The organism is Mesorhizobium sp. M0088 (assembly GCF_040322895.1).
In the GTDB taxonomy this organism is placed as follows: domain Bacteria; phylum Pseudomonadota; class Alphaproteobacteria; order Rhizobiales; family Rhizobiaceae; genus Mesorhizobium.
In genome coordinates this window covers 138,960-158,310 of record NZ_JAMYUI010000011.1, presented here as the reverse complement: position 1 = coordinate 158,310, position 19,351 = coordinate 138,960, and the positions used below count along the sequence as shown (strand labels likewise).

The 19,351-nt window shown below is 60.5% G+C and carries 14 protein-coding genes; 8 read left to right on the top strand and 6 right to left on the bottom strand.

The window, feature by feature from the left end:
* Positions 1-50: 50 nt before the first annotated feature.
* From NKJ67_RS15350 to ggt, 3 genes are all read left to right on the top strand, one after another.
* Positions 51-2,153 carry a bifunctional rhamnulose-1-phosphate aldolase/short-chain dehydrogenase gene (locus NKJ67_RS15350; protein ID WP_352581844.1) on the top strand — a complete coding sequence of 701 codons (2,103 nt, stop codon included), beginning with the start codon at positions 51-53 and terminating at the stop codon, positions 2,151-2,153.
* 97 nt (positions 2,154-2,250) lie between these two features.
* Entirely contained in the window at positions 2,251-3,543 is a 1,293-nt protein-coding gene (gene rhaI / locus NKJ67_RS15345) for an L-rhamnose catabolism isomerase (protein ID WP_352581843.1), read from the top strand.
* 240 nt (positions 3,544-3,783) lie between these two features.
* On the top strand, positions 3,784-5,523 hold the full coding sequence (ggt, locus tag NKJ67_RS15340; RefSeq protein WP_352581842.1) for a gamma-glutamyltransferase: 1,740 nt from the start codon (positions 3,784-3,786) through the stop codon (positions 5,521-5,523).
* An 86-nt stretch (positions 5,524-5,609) separates the two neighbouring features.
* Here the strand turns inward: ggt and NKJ67_RS15335 are convergent, their stop codons facing one another.
* Together NKJ67_RS15335 and NKJ67_RS15330 are read right to left on the bottom strand one after the other, a co-directional pair.
* Positions 5,610-5,957 (bottom strand): hypothetical protein, encoded by a 348-nt coding sequence (locus tag NKJ67_RS15335; protein ID WP_032808338.1) that lies wholly within the window; start codon positions 5,955-5,957, stop codon positions 5,610-5,612.
* Positions 5,958-6,390: 433 nt separating this feature from the next.
* On the bottom strand, positions 6,391-8,496 hold the full coding sequence (locus NKJ67_RS15330; RefSeq protein ID WP_352581841.1) for a TonB-dependent siderophore receptor: 2,106 nt from the start codon (positions 8,494-8,496) through the stop codon (positions 6,391-6,393).
* Between the two features lie 400 nt (positions 8,497-8,896).
* Between NKJ67_RS15330 and NKJ67_RS15325 the strand changes: the two genes are divergently transcribed.
* The 3 genes from NKJ67_RS15325 to NKJ67_RS15315 are packed head-to-tail and all read left to right on the top strand — an operon-like array spanning position 8,897 to position 12,677.
* Positions 8,897-9,694 (top strand): ABC transporter substrate-binding protein, encoded by a 798-nt coding sequence (locus tag NKJ67_RS15325; RefSeq protein ID WP_352581840.1) that lies wholly within the window; start codon positions 8,897-8,899, stop codon positions 9,692-9,694.
* A complete protein-coding gene (fhuB, locus tag NKJ67_RS15320) occupies positions 9,687-11,738 on the top strand; it encodes a Fe(3+)-hydroxamate ABC transporter permease FhuB (protein WP_352581839.1) in 2,052 nt (683 codons plus the stop codon). Before NKJ67_RS15325 ends, fhuB begins: the two co-directional genes overlap by 8 nt.
* A gap of 24 nt (positions 11,739-11,762) precedes the next feature.
* Positions 11,763-12,677 carry an alpha/beta hydrolase gene (locus tag NKJ67_RS15315; protein WP_352581838.1) on the top strand — a complete coding sequence of 305 codons (915 nt, stop codon included), beginning with the start codon at positions 11,763-11,765 and terminating at the stop codon, positions 12,675-12,677.
* Positions 12,678-12,714: 37 nt separating this feature from the next.
* On the opposite strand, the gene NKJ67_RS15310 is transcribed toward NKJ67_RS15315, so the two are convergent.
* From NKJ67_RS15310 to NKJ67_RS15295, 4 genes are all read right to left on the bottom strand, one after another.
* Positions 12,715-13,929, bottom strand: coding sequence for a hypothetical protein (locus tag NKJ67_RS15310; RefSeq protein ID WP_352581837.1), 1,215 nt, complete (start codon positions 13,927-13,929; stop codon positions 12,715-12,717).
* A gap of 311 nt (positions 13,930-14,240) precedes the next feature.
* Positions 14,241-14,570 carry a hypothetical protein gene (locus NKJ67_RS15305; RefSeq protein WP_352581836.1) on the bottom strand — a complete coding sequence of 110 codons (330 nt, stop codon included), beginning with the start codon at positions 14,568-14,570 and terminating at the stop codon, positions 14,241-14,243.
* Positions 14,571-14,956: 386 nt separating this feature from the next.
* A complete protein-coding gene (locus NKJ67_RS15300) occupies positions 14,957-15,316 on the bottom strand; it encodes a hypothetical protein (RefSeq protein WP_352581835.1) in 360 nt (119 codons plus the stop codon).
* Between the two features lie 350 nt (positions 15,317-15,666).
* A complete protein-coding gene (locus NKJ67_RS15295; RefSeq protein ID WP_352581834.1) occupies positions 15,667-16,107 on the bottom strand; it encodes a hypothetical protein in 441 nt (146 codons plus the stop codon).
* A 531-nt stretch (positions 16,108-16,638) separates the two neighbouring features.
* On the opposite strand from NKJ67_RS15295, the gene NKJ67_RS15290 reads away from it, so the two are divergent.
* Both NKJ67_RS15290 and NKJ67_RS15285 read left to right on the top strand, forming a co-directional pair.
* A complete protein-coding gene (locus NKJ67_RS15290) occupies positions 16,639-17,592 on the top strand; it encodes a hypothetical protein (protein ID WP_352581833.1) in 954 nt (317 codons plus the stop codon).
* Positions 17,593-18,285: 693 nt separating this feature from the next.
* Positions 18,286-18,861, top strand: coding sequence for a hypothetical protein (locus tag NKJ67_RS15285; protein WP_352581832.1), 576 nt, complete (start codon positions 18,286-18,288; stop codon positions 18,859-18,861).
* The last annotated feature ends 490 nt before the right edge of the window (positions 18,862-19,351 follow it).

Here is a 19,351-nt window from a genome sequence, read left to right as displayed (position 1 = left end):
AATTCGGACCAAATGGCCGCGCCTTTTGCGTGCCTTCGGGAGGATTTCTTATGCTCGACAAGCGCACCGGCGCGCGCCTCGCCAATCTGTGGGACGAGGCCAAGGCTCACGCGATGAGCGGGCCGGAACTTCTGGTCTACCGCTCGAACACGCTCGGTTCCGACAAGCGCGTCACCAATTATGGCGGCGGCAACACGTCGTCGAAGATCTGGCAGAAGGATCCGCTCACCGGCGAGGATGTCGAAGTGCTGTGGGTCAAGGGATCAGGCGGCGACAGCGCCTCGATCAAGCTGGACGGCTTTGCCACGCTCTACATGGACAAGCTGCGCGCGCTCAAAGGTCTCTATCGCGGCGTCGAGCACGAAGATGAAATGGTCGGCTTCCTGCCGCACTGCACCTTCAACCTCAATCCACGCGCGGCCTCTATCGACACGCCGTTGCACGCCTACGTGCCGAAGCCTTTTGTCGACCACATGCATCCCGATGCCATCATCGCCATTGCCGCCGCGAAGGATTCGAAGGCGCTGACGAAAGAAATCTTCGGCGACGCCATCGGCTGGTTGCCGTGGAAGCGTCCCGGGTTCGAGCTTGGCCTGTGGCTGGAGAAATTCTGCCTCGAACACCCCGATTCCAAGGGTGTCATCCTGGAAAGCCACGGCCTGTTCACCTGGGGCGACACCCCCAGGGAATGCTACGAGACGACGATCTCGGTGATCAACCAGGCAATCGAATGGTTCGAGCGCCGCTCCGAAGGTGTCGCTATCTTCGGCGGTGAAGTGGTCAAGGCACTCGACGCCACCGAGCGCCGTGCCATCGCGGCCAAACTGATGCCGAGGATTCGGGGCCTGATCTCGGAGAAGAGCCACAAAACAGGCCATTTCGACGATTCCGCCGCCGTGCTCGAATTCGTCAATTCCAGGGATCTGCGCCCGCTGGCGGCACTCGGCACCTCGTGCCCCGACCATTTCCTGCGCACCAAGATCCGCCCGCTGGTCATCGAATTCGATCCGGCCAAGCCCGATGTCGATGCGGTGATTGCGCGGCTTGCCGACGACATCGCAGCCTATCGCGTCGGCTACCAGGCCTACTACGACAGCTGCAAGCATCCGGACTCGCCCGCCATCCGCGATCCCAATGCCGTCGTCTACCTGATGCCCGGCGTCGGCATGTTCACCTTCGCCGGCGACAAGGCGACGGCGCGCATTTCTGGCGAATTCTATGTCAACGCCATCAACGTCATGCGCGGCGCCTCCACCGTCTCGTCCTATGTCGGCCTGCCTGCACAGGAAGCCTTCGACATCGAATACTGGCTGCTCGAGGACCTGAAGCTGCAGCGTATGCCGAAGGCGAAGTCGCTTGCCGGCCAGATCGCGCTGGTCACGGGTGGCGCCGGCGGCATCGGCCGCGCCACGGCCAACCGGCTGCTGCGCGAAGGCGCCTGCGTGGTGCTGGCCGACATCGACGAGACAGCGCTGGCCAGCGCCAATGACGAACTGGCCAAGGTCTATGGCAAGGATTTCGTCCGCCCGGTGCTGATCAACGTCACCTTGGAGGACCAGGTTATCTCCGGCTTTGCCGAGACAGCGGTCGAGTTCGGCGGCATCGACATTCTGGTGTCGAATGCTGGCCTCGCCTCCTCGGCGCCGATCGAGGAGACGACGCTGGCGCTGTGGAACAAGAACATGGACATCCTGTCGACCGGCTATTTCCTGGTCTCGCGGGAAGCGTTCCGGCTGTTCCGCGCGCAGAAGATTGGTGGCAACGTCGTCTTCGTCGCCTCCAAGAACGGCCTTGCCGCATCACCCAACGCCGCCGCCTATTGCACCGCCAAGGCCGCCGAGATCCATCTCGCCCGCTGCTTGGCGCTTGAGGGCGCGGAGGCGCAGATCAGGGTCAATGTCGTCAACCCGGACGCGGTGCTGCGCGGCTCGAAGATCTGGACCGGGGAGTGGAAGGAACAGCGCGCCGCCGCCTACAAGATGTCGACCGACGATCTGGAGGAGCATTATCGCTCGCGTTCGATGCTGAAGCGCTCGGTCTTCCCGGAAGATATCGCCGAAGCGATCTATTTCCTGGCGTCCGACATGTCGGCCAAGTCGACCGGCAACATCATCAATGTCGACGCGGGCAACGCCCAGAGCTTTACGCGCTAGCCGCTTCGCCCTTCTCCCCGTCACTATACGGGGAGAAGGTGCCGGCAGGCGGATGAGGGGCAGCGCTGCCCGAACATATTGTGGGAGGAATCAGCACTTGTCCGAATCCATCATCTCCGCCGACCTCGTCGACAAGGACAACGGCGCGCGCAAGCCCAACCTCGAGCGCGACTACGCCTCGCTCGGCGAGCGGCTCGACCGTCGCGGCATCGCCATCGACGCTATCAGAGACAAGGTCGAGAAATTCGCGGTGGCGATCCCGTCCTGGGGCGTCGGCACCGGCGGCACGCGCTTTGCCCGCTTTCCCGGCGCCGGCGAGCCGCGCGATATCTTCGACAAGATCGAGGACTGCGCCGTCATCCAGCAATTGACGCAAGCGACGCCGACCGTCTCCCTGCACATTCCGTGGGACAAGGCCGACCCGAACCGGCTGAAGCAGGCGGCTTCGCGCTTTGGCCTCGGCTTCGACGCCATGAACTCCAACACTTTTTCCGACGTGAAGGACCAGGCGCTTTCCTACAAATTCGGCTCGCTGTCGCATGCCGATGCCGGCACGCGCCGGCAAGCGGTCGAGCACAATCTCGAATGTATCGAGATCGGCAAGACGCTCGGCTCCAAGGCCCTGACGGTGTGGATCGGCGACGGTTCGAACTTCCCGGGCCAGGTCAATTTCGCCAAGGCGTTCGAGCGCTATCTCGACGCCATGAAAGAGGTTTACGCCGGACTGCCCGCCGGCTGGAAGCTGTTCAGCGAGCACAAGATGTACGAGCCGGCCTTCTATTCCACCGTCGTGCAGGACTGGGGCACCAACTACATGATCGCCAGGGAATTGGGCGACAAGGCGTTCTGTCTCGTCGACCTCGGCCACCATGCCCCCAACGTCAACATCGAGATGATCGTCTCGCGGCTGATCCAATTCAAGAAGCTCGGCGGCTTCCATTTCAACGATTCGAAATATGGCGACGATGATCTCGATGCCGGTTCGATCGACCCCTACCGGCTGTTCCTCGTCTTCAACGAACTGGTCGATGCCGAACTGTCCGGCACCGAAGGCTTCGATCCGGCGCACATGCTCGACCAGAGTCACAACGTCACCGATCCGATCGAAAGCCTGATGCTGTCGGCGGTCGAGGTGCAGCGCGCCTATGCGCAGGCGCTGCTCGTCGATCGCAAGGCGCTGGAAGGTTTTCAGGACAGTAATGACGCGCTGATGGCGACGCAGACGCTGAAAGCCGCTTACCGAACCGATGTCGAGCCGATCCTGGCCATGGCGCGGCTGAAGACTGGCGGCGCCATCGATCCGGTTGCCGCCTATCGGGCAGCGGGTTACCGCGCCAAGGTCGCGGCGGAACGCCCGGCGGTCGCCGGCGGTTCGGGCGGGATTGTCTGAGGCCGAGCCGGCCCCTCATCCGGCCGCTTTGCGGCCACCTTCTCCCCGCAGGGGAGAAGAGACTGGCGTCAGCGCTGACAACCTCCTATCCCCTAGGGGAGAGGTCGGATTGCCGCGAATTGCCCTTCGCAATTCGGTTGGCAATCCGGGTGAGGGGGCTCTTTCTCGTGCTCCCTTAATTGTTAGTGGACTCGATCAGTCCAACACGGTCTTCTAGGCGTCCCCGCCCGGAGAACCGCCATGCCTCTCAACCGTCGGACACTGATCGCCGCCAGTCTTTCCATCACCTTCGCCCTCGCGCCGTTGACGGGCGTCTTCGCCGCATCGCCGGCGCCAGCCAAGGGCGAGCACGGCATGGTGGTGACGGCCCAGCATCTGGCGTCCGAAGTCGGCATTGGCGTTTTGAAGAAGGGCGGCAATGCTGTCGATGCGGCGGTTGCCGTCGGCTATGCGCTCGCCGTCGTCTACCCCAATGCCGGCAATATCGGCGGCGGCGGCTTCATGACCATCCGCTTCAAGGATGGCAAGTCAACCTTCCTCGATTTTCGCGAGCGGGCGCCGCTGGCGGCGACAAAAACCATGTATCTCGACAAGGACGGCAACCCGGTGAAGGGGGCCAGTCTCGACGGCTATCTTGCGGTCGGCGTGCCGGGTTCGGTGGCCGGTCTGGAGATGGCCCGTGAAAAATACGGCAAATTGTCCCGCCAGGATCTGATGGCGCCGGCAATCGGCTACGCCAAGGACGGGTTCATCCTCAACCAGGGCGACGCCGCCTCGTTTGCCGGCAGTGCCGACAGGCTGGCGAAGGACCCCGCGGCCGCGGCGATATTCCTGAAACCCGACGGCAAGCCCTATGGCATCGGCGAGCGGCTGGTTCAGCCCGACCTCGCCGCCTCGCTCGTCGCCATTTCCGAAGAGGGTACGGATGCCTTCTACAAAGGCGCCATCGCCGATGCCATCGTCAAGGCGAGCGGCGCCAAGGGCGGCATTCTCGCCAAACCGGATTTCGAGCAATATGCGGTGCGCGAACTCAAGCCCGTGACCTGCACCTATCGCGGCTATGAGATCACCTCCTCGCCGCCGCCCAGCTCCGGCGGCGTCATCATCTGCGAAATCCTCAACGTTCTGGAGGGCTATCCCTTGTCCTATCTCGGTGCCGGTTCGGCCGAGACGGTCCATGTCATGGTCGAGGCGATGCGCTACGCCTATGTCGACCGCAATTCCGCGCTCGGCGATCCCGATTTCGTCGACAATCCGGTCTCGAAATTGCTTGATAAGGCCTATGCCAAGGATATCCGCGACAAGATCGACCCGTTCCGGGCCGGCGTGTCGCAGGATCTGATGCCGAAGGGCTTTGGCGAGAGCAAGGAGACGACGCATTATTCGATCATCGACGATGAAGGCAATGCGGTCGCGGTCACCTACACGCTGAATGGCTCCTTTGGAGCCGGCGTCGTCGCCGACGGCACCGGCATCCTGCTCAACAACGAAATGGACGATTTCACCCAGAAACCCGGCGTGCCCAATCTCTACGGCCTGGTCCAGGGCGAGGCCAACGCCATCCAGCCGAAGAAGACGCCGCTGTCGTCGATGAGCCCGACCGTGGTCGCCAAGGACGGCAAACCGTTCATGGTCATCGGCAGCCCGGGTGGCTCGCGCATCATCACGATCACGCTGGAAGCGATCGTCAATGTCATCGACCACGGCATGAACATCCAGGAGGCGATCGACGCGCCTCGCATCCACCATCAATGGCTGCCCGACAAGGTTTATGTCGAGCCGTTCGGCCTGTCGCCGGACACAGAAAAGCTGCTGGCCGGCATGGGATATCACCTCGATCTCGCTGACCAGACCTGGGGGCAGGCGGCCGGCATCCTGGTCGGCGGCAAGAGCCTGGCGGAAATCGAGAAGGGCGGCGGCGCGCGCTACAACGGCGCCATCGACAGCCGCGCGGCCTCTGGCGAGGCGCTCGGATACTGATAGCTCGGAGGAAAAACCTGGTGCAGCGTGGCGATTCGGGTTGATCGCCCGCTGCTCAAGTGGATCGGCTCACACCGATTTGGCCGTCACAAGACCAGCGTGAGAGTGGACGCAACCAGCATCAAGGCGGCAATGCCGACGAACAGCGCATAGATACGCGGCCGGTCGAGCAGCAGCGCGTTTCCGGATATCCAGGCGGACGTGGCGCCGCCAAGCGCGAAGAGGAAGCCGTTGCGGTGCCCGAAGACCATCGATGCGGCCATCAGCCCGCCAATGATCAGCGCACCGAACACGATGATCACGGCAACGGCATATCTCTCGAAATCATTGCCGCTTCCCATGCTCGGGCCGATTGCGTTCAAGGTTGGCAGATCGTCCGGATCGAAAGGGTTCGTCGACCCGTATTCGTCTTGACCGGCAGGCTCTCGCATCATTCATTCTCCGTATAGCGGCAACAAACCATCAAGCCTTGCCGAGCGCAACCCGATCGCACTCCCTTCAATGCGTTTGGTACGGTCTTCTACACCTTCTGGCGACGACCGCCGCCGGTTTTTTGATTCGTTGCCTTTTTCAGGCAATCCAATCCAGAGCGCGCCGCCCGGAGGCGGTCGTGGGACCATCCATCCTGGAATGCATTCGTGGAGGAAAAATGATGCGGGACGTGGATTGCGCTTCGCGGGCAGCGATTTTCGGCGAGCGGACGTCGCACGCCCACCGTGACGGTGCGAATCGTCTTGCCGCCATCCGGACGGAGGACAGGGCCGCGTCGAATCGCGGCTCTGGACGCGCGTCATCACAGGTTCGTGCGGCGCGCTTCAGATCCCGCATGCCAGATCACTGCCAGCCGAGGCAGCCGAGCGGCATGCATCAGAACTTCATGCTGAGGCTGCCCTTGATGACGCGGCCTTCGCCATAGATGCAGCTGAGGTCGGCATTGCTGCCGGCCTCATAGCAGGTCGAATAGTAGGTCTTGTCGAACAGGTTGGAGACATTGAGCGCTGCCTGCCAGCCATTCTTCTTGTAGCGCAGCGCCGCGTCGACCAGCGTGTGGCCGGGCACGTTAACCGTGTTCGTATTGTCACCGAAGCTGGCGCCGATATAGCGCACGCCGGCGCCGACGCTCAGGCCCTCGAGCACGCCGCTGCCAACCTCATAATTGGCCCACAGCGATGCCTGGTGTTCCGGCACCCTGGCCGGGCGGTTACCGACGACGGCGGCGGCATCGCTGGTTATCTCCGCGTCGAGATAGGTGTAGGCCGCCGTCATGCTGAGGCCGGAAGCCAGATCTGCGTTGGCCTCGATCTCCAGGCCGCGATGGCGGACTTCTCCGGTCTGGACCTGGTAGACGGGATTGGCTGCTGCCGTCGGCACATTGGTCTTGCGCAGGTCGAACAGCGAAGCGGTGATGAAGCCGGGGAAGAAGGTCGGCTCGTATTTCAAGCCGACTTCATACTGCTTGCCCAACGAGGGCAGCAGCGCGTCTCCGGACTGGGTCGGGCCGATGTTGGTGGTGAAGGATTCGGCATAGCTGGCGTAGGGCGTCAGGCCGTTGTCGAAGAGATAGCCGATGCCGATATTGCCGGTGAAGGCATGGTCCTTCTGATCGTAGCTGCCTGCACCGTCGAGTCGGTTGAAATTGGTGTGGTCGATCCAGGCCTGCCGGCCGCCGATTGTCAGGACCCAGTGGTCGGCGATCTTGGACTGGTTTTGTGCATAGAGGCCGACCTGGCCGATCGTCTCCACGCGATCCGTAATGATGAGGCTCGGCGGCGTGACAGGGATCGAGTAGTCCGGGTTCTGGGTGTCCAGCGGCGGACCCGCCCCGTAGCCGTTGCGCCCGTCGACCGATTGTCTGCTGTAATCCAGACCGAACAGCAGCTTGTTTTCGACCACGCCGAAGTCAGCCTTGTACTCGGCCTGGTTGTCGACGTTGAACAGCCTTGCCGTCTCATCCACGGTGAACAGCGTGCGCTGCACCGTATGTTCGTCTGCGCCGATGTATGGGCCGCCAAGCCACTCGCCAAAATAGAGCTGCCGGTAGTCGGTTTCCTGCTGCGAGTAGCGCAGGTTTTGCCGCACCGTCCAATGGTCGTCGAACTCATGGCTGAACTGGTAGCCGATCGAACCATGGTTGGCATCGAAGCGGTCGAAGTCAGGCGAGCCGGTGAAGAAATTGCGCGGCAGATTGCCATACTGCGCCGGCAGAAACTGATTCGTCGTCAGCCTGTCCCACTGGTAGTTGGCCAGGACGGTCAGCGAGGTCTGCGCATCCGGCTGCCACTTGAGCGCCGGCGCGACGAAGATGCGGTCGTTGCGGGAATAGTCGGTTTCGAGCGCGCCGTTGCGAACCAGGCCGGTCAGCCGGTAGGACCACACGCCGGCATCGTCGATCGGGCCGCTTATATCCAGCCCGGCCTCGACGGTGTTGAAGCTGCCATAGCTGAGGAAGCCGTCATAGATCGGCTTGTCAGTCGGCCGCTTGGTGACGGCATTGACCATGCCGCCAGCCTCGTTCTCGCCGTAGAGCACCGAGGATGGCCCCTTCAAGACTTCGATTCGCTCCAGCCCGTAGGGCTCGATCTTGAAGCCTGAGAAATCGATCACTTTCTGCGGCAGCCCGTCGCGATAGATCGCCGACGTGCAGAGGTCGAACCCACGAATCAGGCATTGGTCGAAGCGATCGTCGACGCCCCATGGCGAGATGGTGACGCCGGCGAGATAGGACAAGGCGTCCTCAAGCTGCCCCGGCTGGCGATCGTCGAGCTGCTTACGGGTCACCACCGAAATCGAGCGCGGAATTTCCTTCAGCGGCGTGTCGGTTTTCGAGCCGGTGGTGGTGTTTTTGGCGATGTAGCCGTCATCCGGTCCGACCGGGCTGTCGCTCTGTCCCTCGACATTGATCGGGTTGAGCTCGGTCGCGGCTTCCTGCGCAAGGACCTGGGTGCAAAGCAGGGTCGAAAGCGATGCGACCACGAGGCTCCGGGTCCGGCTTCGCCGCCGCGCCGCACGATATGCACTCAACCCCATCTTGATACCCTCACTGCCCGCAATGCGCGCAGGACCGGTCCGCCTTGCGCCAATTTAAATTTGTTGACTCGGTTAGTCATCTTCAATGTTGACTATGGAAGTCATGTTTCATAGTCAACCGACCATCGGCTGCCGGCAGCCAGATTTTGAATGCGTCGTTTTGGAGAAAACCCGTGCCTGAAATCCACGCCCAGCCGGCTTTCCGCACAGGCGCTGCGCGATGATGGCAGCCCTTGAATCCCACAGGGCCGACCGTCTCCGCGGTCGGATCACCCGGCGCGGCGCGCTGGGACTTTTCGTTCTGCCCTTTGCCGCAATTGCATCGCCATCTGCCACGGCGAAACCGTTGCGCATCGTCTGCCTGGATGACGGCCTGGCCGAGACCTTGCTCATGCTCGGTGTCAGCCCGGTTGCCATTGCCGGTCGCGACATCTGGGAGACCTGGGTGGTCGAACCGCCGCTGCCGCCTGAGATCGCCGATGTCGGAACGCTGCTCGAACCCAATCTCGAATTGCTGCAGCAACTCAGGCCCGACATCATCCTGTCCATGCCGTATCTCGACGGCATCAAGCCGCTGCTCGAACGCGTGGCGCCGGTGACGACGATCGGGCTCTATACCGAGGCCGGGCAGCCCTATCAGCGCGCGCTCGAGGCGACGCGCCAGCTTGCCGGGCTTGTCGGCAATGAAAGCGAAGGCGAGGCGCTGATCGCGGCGACAGATGCGTATTTTTCGGAAGTTCGCCGGCAACTGGCGCCGCTTTCGGCGCGGCCGATCTATGTCGTCAGCTTCATGGACCCGCGCAATGTGCGCGTCTACGGCAAGAAGAGTCTGTTTCAGGAGGTGTTCGATCGCATCGGGCTCGCCAACGCCTGGACGGCCGAGACCAATTATTGGGGGTTTTCGACCATTGGTATCGACGGGCTGGCGACATCCAGCGACGCTCGCCTCGCCTATCTCGAACCCTTGCCCGAGGGCGCCGGCGGCACGCTGACCGAAAGTCCGGTCTGGAACGCCATGCCTTTCGTGCGCAACCGCTCGATCATGCGTCTTCCCGCCGTCCATATGTTCGGCGCCCTTCCGTCCGCCACCCGTTTTGCTCGGGTCCTGGCGTCGGCGATAACCGGGGAGGCCGCCCGTGGCTGAGGATGCTGCGGCCATTGCCCAAGGGGGGAAGCCTGCGTCGGCCGGCCGGGCCTCCGCGTGGAGCTTTTTCAGCAATCAGCCGGTAGGCGCGATCCTGCTTTGCGTGGTGCTGCTCGCGGCAGCGTCAGCGGCAACCGTCTCAAACCTCACCGTGCAGCTACCATCGGCGCTCTGGCTCCAATCGCTCGCCGCCCCCGACATCGCCGACATGCGGCAGGTGCTCGTCCACTATGCCTTCCTGCCCAGGCTTGCCGTCAGCCTCTTGTGCGGTGCGGCGCTCGGGCTTGCCGGAACCGTCCTGCAGCAGGTTCTGCGCAACCCGCTTGCCTCGCCCGAAACGGTCGGCGTCTCGGCCGGTGCCTATCTGGCGCTGGCGCTGACGACGCTTCTGTCGCCGTCGCTGCTTGCCTTCGGGCGCGAATGGGTGGCGCTGGCTGGCGCATTCGTCGCCCTTGCCGCCGTTTTCGCTCTGTCCTGGCACAAAGGCCTGTCACCGCTTTCGGTCGTGCTGGCGGGGCTTGTCGTCAGCCTTTATGCCGGCGCCATCGGTGCCGCTCTCATTGTGCTGCGGCATGAATGGCTGGCCAGCCTGTTCATCTGGGGCGCCGGTTCGCTCGGCCAGCAGGACTGGTCGACGACGCTGTGGCTGTTGCCGCGCATCGGCACTGCTGCGCTTGCGATCTTCCTCATGGTGCGGCCACTGACCTTGCTTGGCCTCGACGATGAAGGCGCGCGCAGCCTTGGCGTGCCGCTCGGCGCCTATCGCTTCGCCGGACTGGCTGCCGCCGTCGCGCTGATTGCGTTTGTCGTTGCCGCTGTCGGCGTCATCGGTTTCGTCGGCCTGGCCGCGGCGACGCTCGCGCGGATCGGCGGTGCCCGGCGGCTGGGCCAGCAACTGGTGATGGCGCCGCTGATCGGCGGGGCGCTGTTGTGGGCTGCCGACCAGGCCGTGCAGATCGCCACCGGGCCGCAAGGCGACCTGCTGCCGACCGGAGCGATTACAGCACTTCTCGGCGCGCCGCTGCTTCTCTGGCTGCTGCCGCGCCTTGCTCTTGGCTCGGAAGCCCCGACCTTGATGGCCGCGCGCCTGCCGCGCGCAAGCCGGCCCGGCCTTATGCTGGCGGCGATCGGCCTGGCTCTGCTTCTGCTGCTCGGGCTGGCCCTGCTCTATGGACCGGGCCCGCATGGCTGGACCTTCGCCTTCGGCGACGAGCTGCAGCCTTTGCTGTCGTGGCGGTGGCCCCGCGTGCTTGCCGCGCTGAGCGCCGGGGCGATGCTGGCGCTTGCCGGGCTGATGATGCAGCGGCTGACCGGCAATCCGATGGCCAGCCCCGAAGTGCTTGGCATCAGCGCCGGTGCTGCGCTCGGCATGATGGTGGCGCTGTTTGCGCTCTCGGATGCCGGACGCCCGGTTCAGACGGCGGCGGCAACCATCGGCGCCTTCGCCGCTTTGCTGGTGACGCTGGCGATCGGCCGCCGTGCCGCCTATGCGCCGGAGCGGCTGCTGCTCGCCGGCGTTGCTCTGACGGCCTTGTTCGACGCGCTGATCCTGGTGCTCACCGCCACCGGCGATCCGCGTGCCATGCTGCTGCTCAACTGGCTGACCGGTTCGACCTATGGCGTCGATGTCGGTGACGCCTTGCTCACCGGTGGCATCGCCGTCTGCCTCTTCGCGCTCGCGCCTTTCTTCATGCGTTGGCTCGACATCCTGCCGCTTGGCCCCGCCGCTGTGCAGGGCCTTGGCATTGACCTGAAGAGGACGCGGCTTCTCGTGCTGCTGGTGGTCGCGGCACTCACCGCAGCCTCGACGCTGATCGTCGGTCCGCTGACCTTCATCGGCCTGATGGCGCCGCACCTTGCCCGTCGCCTTGGCCTCTCCCGTGCGCTGCCGCAGGCCGTTGGCGCGGTGCTCGCCGGCGCGCTGATCATGGTCGCCGCCGACTGGGTCGGCCGCACCGCCATCTTCCCGCGCCAGATCCCGGCCGGTCTCGTCGCCACACTGATCGGCGGCCCGGTGCTGATGTGGCTGCTGCGCCGCCGCTGACCTTTAGCCCTTGTGGAGATATCGATGTCCAAGTCGATGCCAGCCTTGATCGCCGACACCACGGTCCACGATCTTGTCCCGGCGCAGGGCGGCGCCCCCTGGCGGATATTCCTGCATGTGCCGTCCGGGCCGGTGCCCGAGGCCGGCTGGCCTGTGCTCTACATGACCGACGGCAACGCCGTCATCGGCACGGCGGTCGACGCCATGCGCGCGCAGGCCTTCTATCCAACGGGCACCAATGTCGGCTGGGGCGTCATCGTCGCCATCGGCTATCCCGTCGACGGCGCCTACGACCCGCTGCGCCGCTCATGGGATCTCGGCCCGCCGCCGGGCAAGACCTATCCGCCCTTCTACGAGGGCACGCCCGAAGTCCGGACGGGTGGGGCAGCGGAATTCCTTGCCTTCATCGAAGACGAGTTGAAGCCGTGGGTCGCCAGTCGGATCACGGTCGACGCTAGCCGCCAGGCGCTTTACGGCCATTCTTTCGGTGGTCTGTTTGCGCTCTATGCCCTGTTCACGCGGCCGTCTGCCTTCCAGACCTGGATCGCGGCGAGCCCCGCCATCTATTGGGAAGAGCGTGCCATCGACCGCTTTCTCGAAACCTTCGAGGCCGCCATCCCCGCTGGTTTGGCGGCGACCGTGATCCTGTCGGCCGGCGAGTACGAGACCGAGAAGCTGGCGCCGTTCCAGATTGGCGCCGAGGACGAGGAAAAGCGCCTGCAGCAGAAGAAGATAACACGCACCGACGAATTCGCGCGGGCAATGGCGCAGCGGCTTGATGCTCTCTCGGGCGTGCGTGCGCGCTTCGAACTGCACGCCGGCGAGAACCACATGTCGATCCTGCCGGTCACGGTCAATCGCGCGGTTCAGGCAGCGTTTGCAGTGAAAAAAAGGTGCCAACTCCCGAACTCGACTGAACGCGAAAACCTCGCGGGGTAGGGGTAGTAGCGATGGCTGCTATCTTTTGCACCCCGAGTCATCTCCGGGTAGCGTCCCTTTGCTTTCTTCCATTGCGCCTGTCCACGCCCCGCTCGCTGGGATTCAAAAGACGAGCGCGGGGGCTTCGAACAAGCCACACTGCTGCCTCTTTTTCTTTCCGGTTGTTCCTGAACTCAAGCCCGTGACCAAACACGCAGCTAACAGCATTCGCAACTGCCGATGCAAAGCCAATCATGGACGGATCGCCACGTTGATCGGGATTCCAGCCGTTGTTTCGAGAAATCTCATAGATATTGGAGGGAAAGCGCCAAGGGATTAGAAAAGCCTCAGAGGCCATCTCTAGAACTCCTTCAGAGCCGGATTCCGGTTTTGCGGGAAGGTCGGGAAATGGCATTCCAATCCCTAGGCAGAATGCTCCCCGGGCCAAGAAGGTAGTCATGTCAGCAATCGAATTCAGACCATACTGTGATTTGTACATCTCAATCAGCTTAGCGGACTCGGGTGTAATTTTTGACCAATAGTCGTGCAAAGTCGCCGGCACTTTAGGATTTGAGGTCCTCGACATTTCCATCAGATATAAGAGAAAGCCTATACGAAGCTTCCCATGGCCATCGTCAAACCGGACGGCGCAACGTCGCGTGAGTCGAGGTGTGCGTAACATTGTCTTCGTCAGATATGTAAGCTTTTCAACACCTTCGATGCATAGAACCAATGACCGAATTACGTCAGAATGGGGCACCGACCGAGACGCTGAGTTGAGGGATATCGCGAGGAAAGCAAAGTAGTCGCAGAACAGCTCAGATTTCTGTTGCTCGTTTATTTGATCCAAGGATCCAATTAGAAAACGCCCGCGGGTAGCTTGGCCATCGAATACGCCATCCTCGTTCAGCTTCACATCTATGGGGGGCCGAAAGAAGGACGCAAATTTCGGGCCGCTGCCGCTCTGGGAGGGCTCGAACATTGCATCGGCGTGATATGCGTCCGCGATCGTCTTAGCGAGAATGATGTCGTCATTCGGTTCAAGTGTCTGAAAATGGTGCCCTATTTCATGGCCTAAAACAAAGGAGTGCGCGAGATAATCGACTACTCTGCTAACTGACTTTAGACCGTCTGGGTAAAATGGTCGCCAGTACGGGTAAGGGGTCGTAATTGCCGAATTGTATGAGCGCCAGGCCTCCTCAATCCGCTCATGGATGCGTTTGGCGGCCTGTATCTCTCCCCAACTCGCGAGCAATTCTCCCGATCTGATCATAAACTCATTATAATGAAAAATAGGGTGTTCGATTTTTAGGTTCAGGTTTATGAACCAATTCAGCGAGTTTACCTGTTCGTGATCGAATACAATTATTCGTTGTTCGCCAGAAAGCCGAAATTAAGAAGAAAATTCGGTGGACGAAATTTCTAAAATGAAAAGGTCGCTTGTAAAATTCGGATATACGGCATCCATTAGTTTTAGAACGTGCGCGGTTCTTTCGAAATCTTCTTTTTTTATAGACAGAGAATCAATGCGATTGATGCGGCGGCGCAAGGATCGTTCAAGGCTGACTGAGATTTGACGGAGCTTCAATCTTTGCCACGCTTGTCGATAAAAGTGATAATTTCCTTGATGTCTGATACAGATATATTTTTGAACTTCATTTCGCCGATTTCAATCTCTCCACGCTTCGCAACCAGGTAACCCAGAACTCCGGTTATGATTGGCCCAACAGCACTAGTTAGTGGAACAAGCCATTCGGCCATTGCGCCTGCGTCAAATCTCTCAACCTCATCCGCTTGAGGTAACACGAAATCCGGAGGGATGCCCTCGGCAGCTCTGATCTCATCCCAATGGCCTGCAAAGGCTTTTGCTATGTGTTTCGGCACGCGGATTAGCACGCTGACGTCGTTTGCCACAAACCCTCCCAAAGCCATTGAATGGCGCCACGTAGAAAACATAAGTACATCGCCGCTGAAAATATTTGACCATCTTGCGTGCGGTTTCTTTCCAATCTAGCCGATCCAATAGCTCAGCGTACGACTAGCGACAAGGAGCAGGTTAACCACGCAAGCGAAGCCAATTACAAAGTGGCGATAACTTGGAGACAACAGGCATTTGCTAAATGGTGCCAACGGCGACTTCGGCCATGCCGCATCGCGTAGGTCTGGCTGCGGGCATGGCTGGTGTCAAATAATTCAACCATTGGCATGCCGATGTGAGCTCGGCGCCAGTGGAATCCAATCGGGAGGTTTGCTACCCCGCGATTTCTTATGCGGCGCGAGCAGGTCGGCGCCTCACGCCGTCATTCCTGTGAAGGGGAGGCGCTCAATCGGCGGTAGGAGACGCCGCCGAAGTTTGCCGTCACAAAATCCGGGACGGACATCTTGCGCTTGCTTCCGTCGCTGCAGGCGTAAACCGGCCAACCGGCATCGCTGCATTCGCTGGCAGCGCAGATGCGCGCCAGGCAGTTCCCGATAGTCAGCCGGAAGCCGCCCTTGCCGGCGAAGCCTTGCAACAGGCTGCCGTCCGCCGAGCGCCATGTCCGCGCACGGAATTCCGCCCGCAAAAGCAGTGGTTCGAGAGGGACCGCAAGGTTGGTTTCGCCGGCACGCCCTGCGAGCTGCAGACGGAAGCGCGCCATTGCAGTCGTGTATGCGGTCACAAGATCTGCTTGGCGAAAATAGGCGGTCGCCAGGCTGGAGCGGTCAAGCAGATGAGATATCCACTCGCCCGCCTCTACCGGCCTCACCAACGCAACAAAGGCAAGAAAGACGAAGCAAGCTCGTGACATTTTCCAGCAGCCATATCGATCTCGGCGTGCCGGCCCCCCGGTTGCCCTCCTATAACATCCCGCCAATCGGCGCCCGGCGCAAGCCGCTTGCTGAGGCAGTCCAGAAGGCCGCCGAGAAGGCGCCTGGAGCCAAGACGGTGACCCCGCATCGACGAACCTGTGCGAACGATGGCGAGGTGGAGGCGGCGTTTGCTGTCAAGACCTTCACCAGCCAGGGTTCCTTAGCCGATGCGAGCCGGCGGCAGCTCATACAGCGTGGCGCCGTTCTCCTGGCCGCGCTCGACATAGCCGATGACGCCAAACCATCTCGCGACATCCGGCCCCTGCAGCCAGCTGCGTGAGTGGATGGCGAGGTTGCCGGCGAGCGCCTGGATGTGCTTGATATGCCGCTTGCAAAAACGGACGGTCGAGGCCCGGAAGAAATCCTCCTGGGCGGCAAACAGCGTGTCGGCGGCGTCGCTGTTCTCATGCCAGGCGATGATCGCCATGGCCTTGTCCCCCTCGACAAGCGCGTGCGCCCGGCCTTCCTTCAAATTCATCATCAGATTGTCGTAGGCGATCTTGCTGTCCTTGCCAGCCGCCACGTATTCATCCGACATCCGCTTGGACAGACCGCGAAAGACATCCTCCAGATCCCCGAGCGTTGCTGCGCGTGCTCTCATTTCTCCTCCTGACGCCCCGGCAGGCAGTTTGCCCTAAGGTTGGGGGATCACCAAGCAAATCAAATCCGCTGGCGGGTCGATGAGCGCAAACTTGTTTCGGCCTATGATGTGTGTGGTGACGCGATGGAGTTGGGTTCTGCTAAGTCGACTTCGTGCAAGCGGACTGGACATCCCATCCGCTGCCAGATGCAGAAGGGCTTGCCTGCGATGGATATGGATTTCTACGCAAACGAGTATTGACTGTCTCTACGGCTGCCCATGCGCGGATAATGCGACTTCCCTCGCGAAAAAGTGACCGTCTGTACCAAGCAGATTAACCGATTGATTGTCAGCTGAAAAACGGTTCCCAGAGGCGGAGTGGATCCACCGACACGCGGGTTTTCAGCTCTTCCCAAAAGGGGGACATCAACCGAGGCGACGTTACCAATCTAACTATGTTCCTGTACTCTCTACGCCAACGTGCGCTCAGTCATATCGCTGCATCAGGGAGGATGATCTAAATGAACACTCATAGGCAAGTCGAGGGGCGTGATGAGTTCTGAAACTTCATCACCTTTTGCCGCAGCTCGCGAGGATTTTGATGATGTGATCCTAGCAGAGTACCTGCGGGGGAAGACGCAAGCCGAACTCGATGAAATGGCAGAGGCAGGACTTGGCGTCCGCAAGGAGAAGTTCAACGAGATCCTTGTGGCCGATGCAGAATTCTACCTTCTGTACCGCTGTGCGAACATCGCCGCTTCGTGGTTGAGCCTCTTGGCTGGTGCCCTTATCGAGGACTTCAATGAACTACCAAATGAGAGCAAGCCACTCGACGAGCAAGTGGCGGCACTGGCGTTCTTCTCCAGATTGGCGAACGATCTCTGGGCAATCATAGAGCTGTCGGAGATCGGGTTCGATTTGCAAGCCCGAGCGCTTACCAGGGGGTATCTTGAACACGTCGACGTGCTCATCTGCTGCATTCACGACAAGGAGGTAACTAAGCAATTTGTGAATGCTGTGGAACCTAAAGACGCGAACGCGTTCTGGCACAAGCACGTCAGCAAAAACAAGGCGAAGATCAAGGTGTCGAACCTGATTGCCAATGCGCTGGGTATGGAGAAAACATCTCTGGTCGATATGTTGCGAGAGGACGTGGAGTTCGCCGGTTCCTCACTGATTCACCCCACGATGTTGGCAGGTCTCTCAACTGCGTTTGGTGAAAAAGATGGTGACTATGACTCCTATCCGATCTTTCCGGCCCCTATCGCCGCGTCAGGCGGTATCTTTCGCGCAATCTTGAGCCATCTGCTGTGGTTGTGGTTCGCTATGGGAACACTACCCAAGACTGGATACGGTGAATGGCAAGCCATTCTTCAGAGCGATAGAATGCTGGATAATGTCGAAATTGACAAACGGTCCGCACTTTACCGCCGTACGATCGGTTTTCTTCTTGACCATCAACTCCTCATGAAAGTCGAAGAGGAAGATGTCACATTGAATGCGTGACTATTACCCGAACCGTGCGTTTTGAGTACCTTCGATTTTACCTCTAGTGCGCACCCCACATGGCTACCACTGCGACAATATACGAGACGACGAGCATTGCGTAGGCGATTTGCAGTAGGGTCATTTTTGTCATCCTTAAAATTGCGATGACCCTTCATGTATCGGACATTTTATGTCACCTGCGACAAATGTTTTGTCACGCATGACAAAAGTTTTCCGAATTCGGAAGAATCGCGGTGCGATCAGTGTACCCCCATACCGAAGAACGCGATGAGGTAGCCAACGAAGGCAATGAATGCGCCAGCGGAGAGGCAGAGATAGGCGATCTGGAGGAGGGTCATTTGGGTCATCCTTGATTCGAGAACGACCTACTAAATATTCCCAGATTTTCAGTCCCGCCACGGGAAAATTCTGTGATAATTCCCGCCACGGGAACCTGTGCATAACTGCCTTGGTGTTCCTCGCTCCGGCAGGGTTCTATGAAGGTGCGCCTAGGTGCGCGACCGCGGTCAGGAGACCCATTGACAGGGATCGTCGGGCGAAAGCCCGGAGTCTCGGGTCAAACTCAAAGGACGAACTGCCTTTAGGTGCAGCGTGGCATCTGCACGTCGCCGTCGTCATGGTGAGAGCCTAAGGCGAGCCTAAGCCATTTCGCACAAAATGACGAAAATCGAATAATCTAGCGATTTCAGCTTGAAAAAATGGTGCCCAGAGGCGGATTCGAACCACCGACACGCGGATTTTCAGTCAAACGTTGAAGATGGGAAATCAACGGCTTACGAAAAAAGACGCATCAAACCGGCGGCCGAAGATCAATCACTTAGCAGCACTTTGTCAAACCAGCCCGCTGGCAGTGCTGGCATAGACAGCCCACGCTCGCCGGCAGTCGGGGGGATGGGGGAAATCGATCTCCGGACAAGGCTTTCGCTCATCAGCGAAACTCGCCAGCTGTTCGGGCTGAATGCGGCGCGGCGGCTTTGGTCCGAGCTTGGCCTGCCGCCACCACCTGATAAAAATGGGCATCATCCGCACATCAGCGCCGTGACATCGTTTCTCCAGGTAGCCACCGAGGCCCATCAGCTGTCGGAGATCTCACTCAAAGAACTCTATGGACGTTATCTGATCTGGACTGAACAGGCGGGCTCGGCAGTCATCATCAGCCACATAGCCTTTGGCAAGTATCTGATGCGCAGCGGCTTGGTGAGCGTCCGCAAAAGCAACGGCTCGACGTTATACGGCGGCATCAGATGGAAGGTGCATCAGCAATGATGTCCAACCCTTTTCCCCACGTGGCAGCAACCGCATGGTCGGCCTGCATCTGCTCGTCCAGCACTGCCAACAGGCGCGATAGTGCCGATGTGTGGCGGCCCATCCTTCTGTCGGCACTGTCAAAAGCGTTTATGTTTCAAGATGTTGTGCAGGAAGTGCCGATAGTGCTGCATTTACGACCCTACGCATACGCGTATGGATTGAACACACTGACAAGGCGTTGCCTTCGTTCATATACGCGTCGCGTGGTTTTACTGCACTTGCTGCACTATCATTGTTCTATCGAAAGAAAGAGCAGGCGAAGCAACGACTTGCAATCTATCAAGCAAGTGCAGATCTCAAGAAACAGTGCAGATAAGGCACAAAACAGTGCCGATCCGCCTCAAACAAGCCGACTGACGCCAGAGAACGGCGCGGCAGCGCACCTAGCCCACCCCGTCACGGGTCCTTCCCGCCTCCAAACCCTATGCGGGGCGGCGGTAGCGCGAGG

Excerpts from the sequence above, each read along its gene's own strand:
- NKJ67_RS15350 (WP_352581844.1), top strand. The coding sequence starts at position 51 with ATGCTCGACAAGCGCACCGGCGCGCGCCTCGCCAATCTGTGGGACGAG.
- ggt (WP_352581842.1), top strand. The coding sequence starts at position 3,784 with ATGCCTCTCAACCGTCGGACACTGATCGCCGCCAGTCTTTCCATCACC.
- NKJ67_RS15335 (WP_032808338.1), bottom strand. The coding sequence starts at position 5,957 with ATGATGCGAGAGCCTGCCGGTCAAGACGAATACGGGTCGACGAACCCT.
- NKJ67_RS15315 (WP_352581838.1), top strand. The coding sequence starts at position 11,763 with ATGTCCAAGTCGATGCCAGCCTTGATCGCCGACACCACGGTCCACGAT.
- NKJ67_RS15310 (WP_352581837.1), bottom strand. The coding sequence starts at position 13,929 with ATGATCAGATCGGGAGAATTGCTCGCGAGTTGGGGAGAGATACAGGCC.
- NKJ67_RS15295 (WP_352581834.1), bottom strand. The coding sequence starts at position 16,107 with ATGAGAGCACGCGCAGCAACGCTCGGGGATCTGGAGGATGTCTTTCGC.
- NKJ67_RS15290 (WP_352581833.1), top strand. The coding sequence starts at position 16,639 with ATGAGTTCTGAAACTTCATCACCTTTTGCCGCAGCTCGCGAGGATTTT.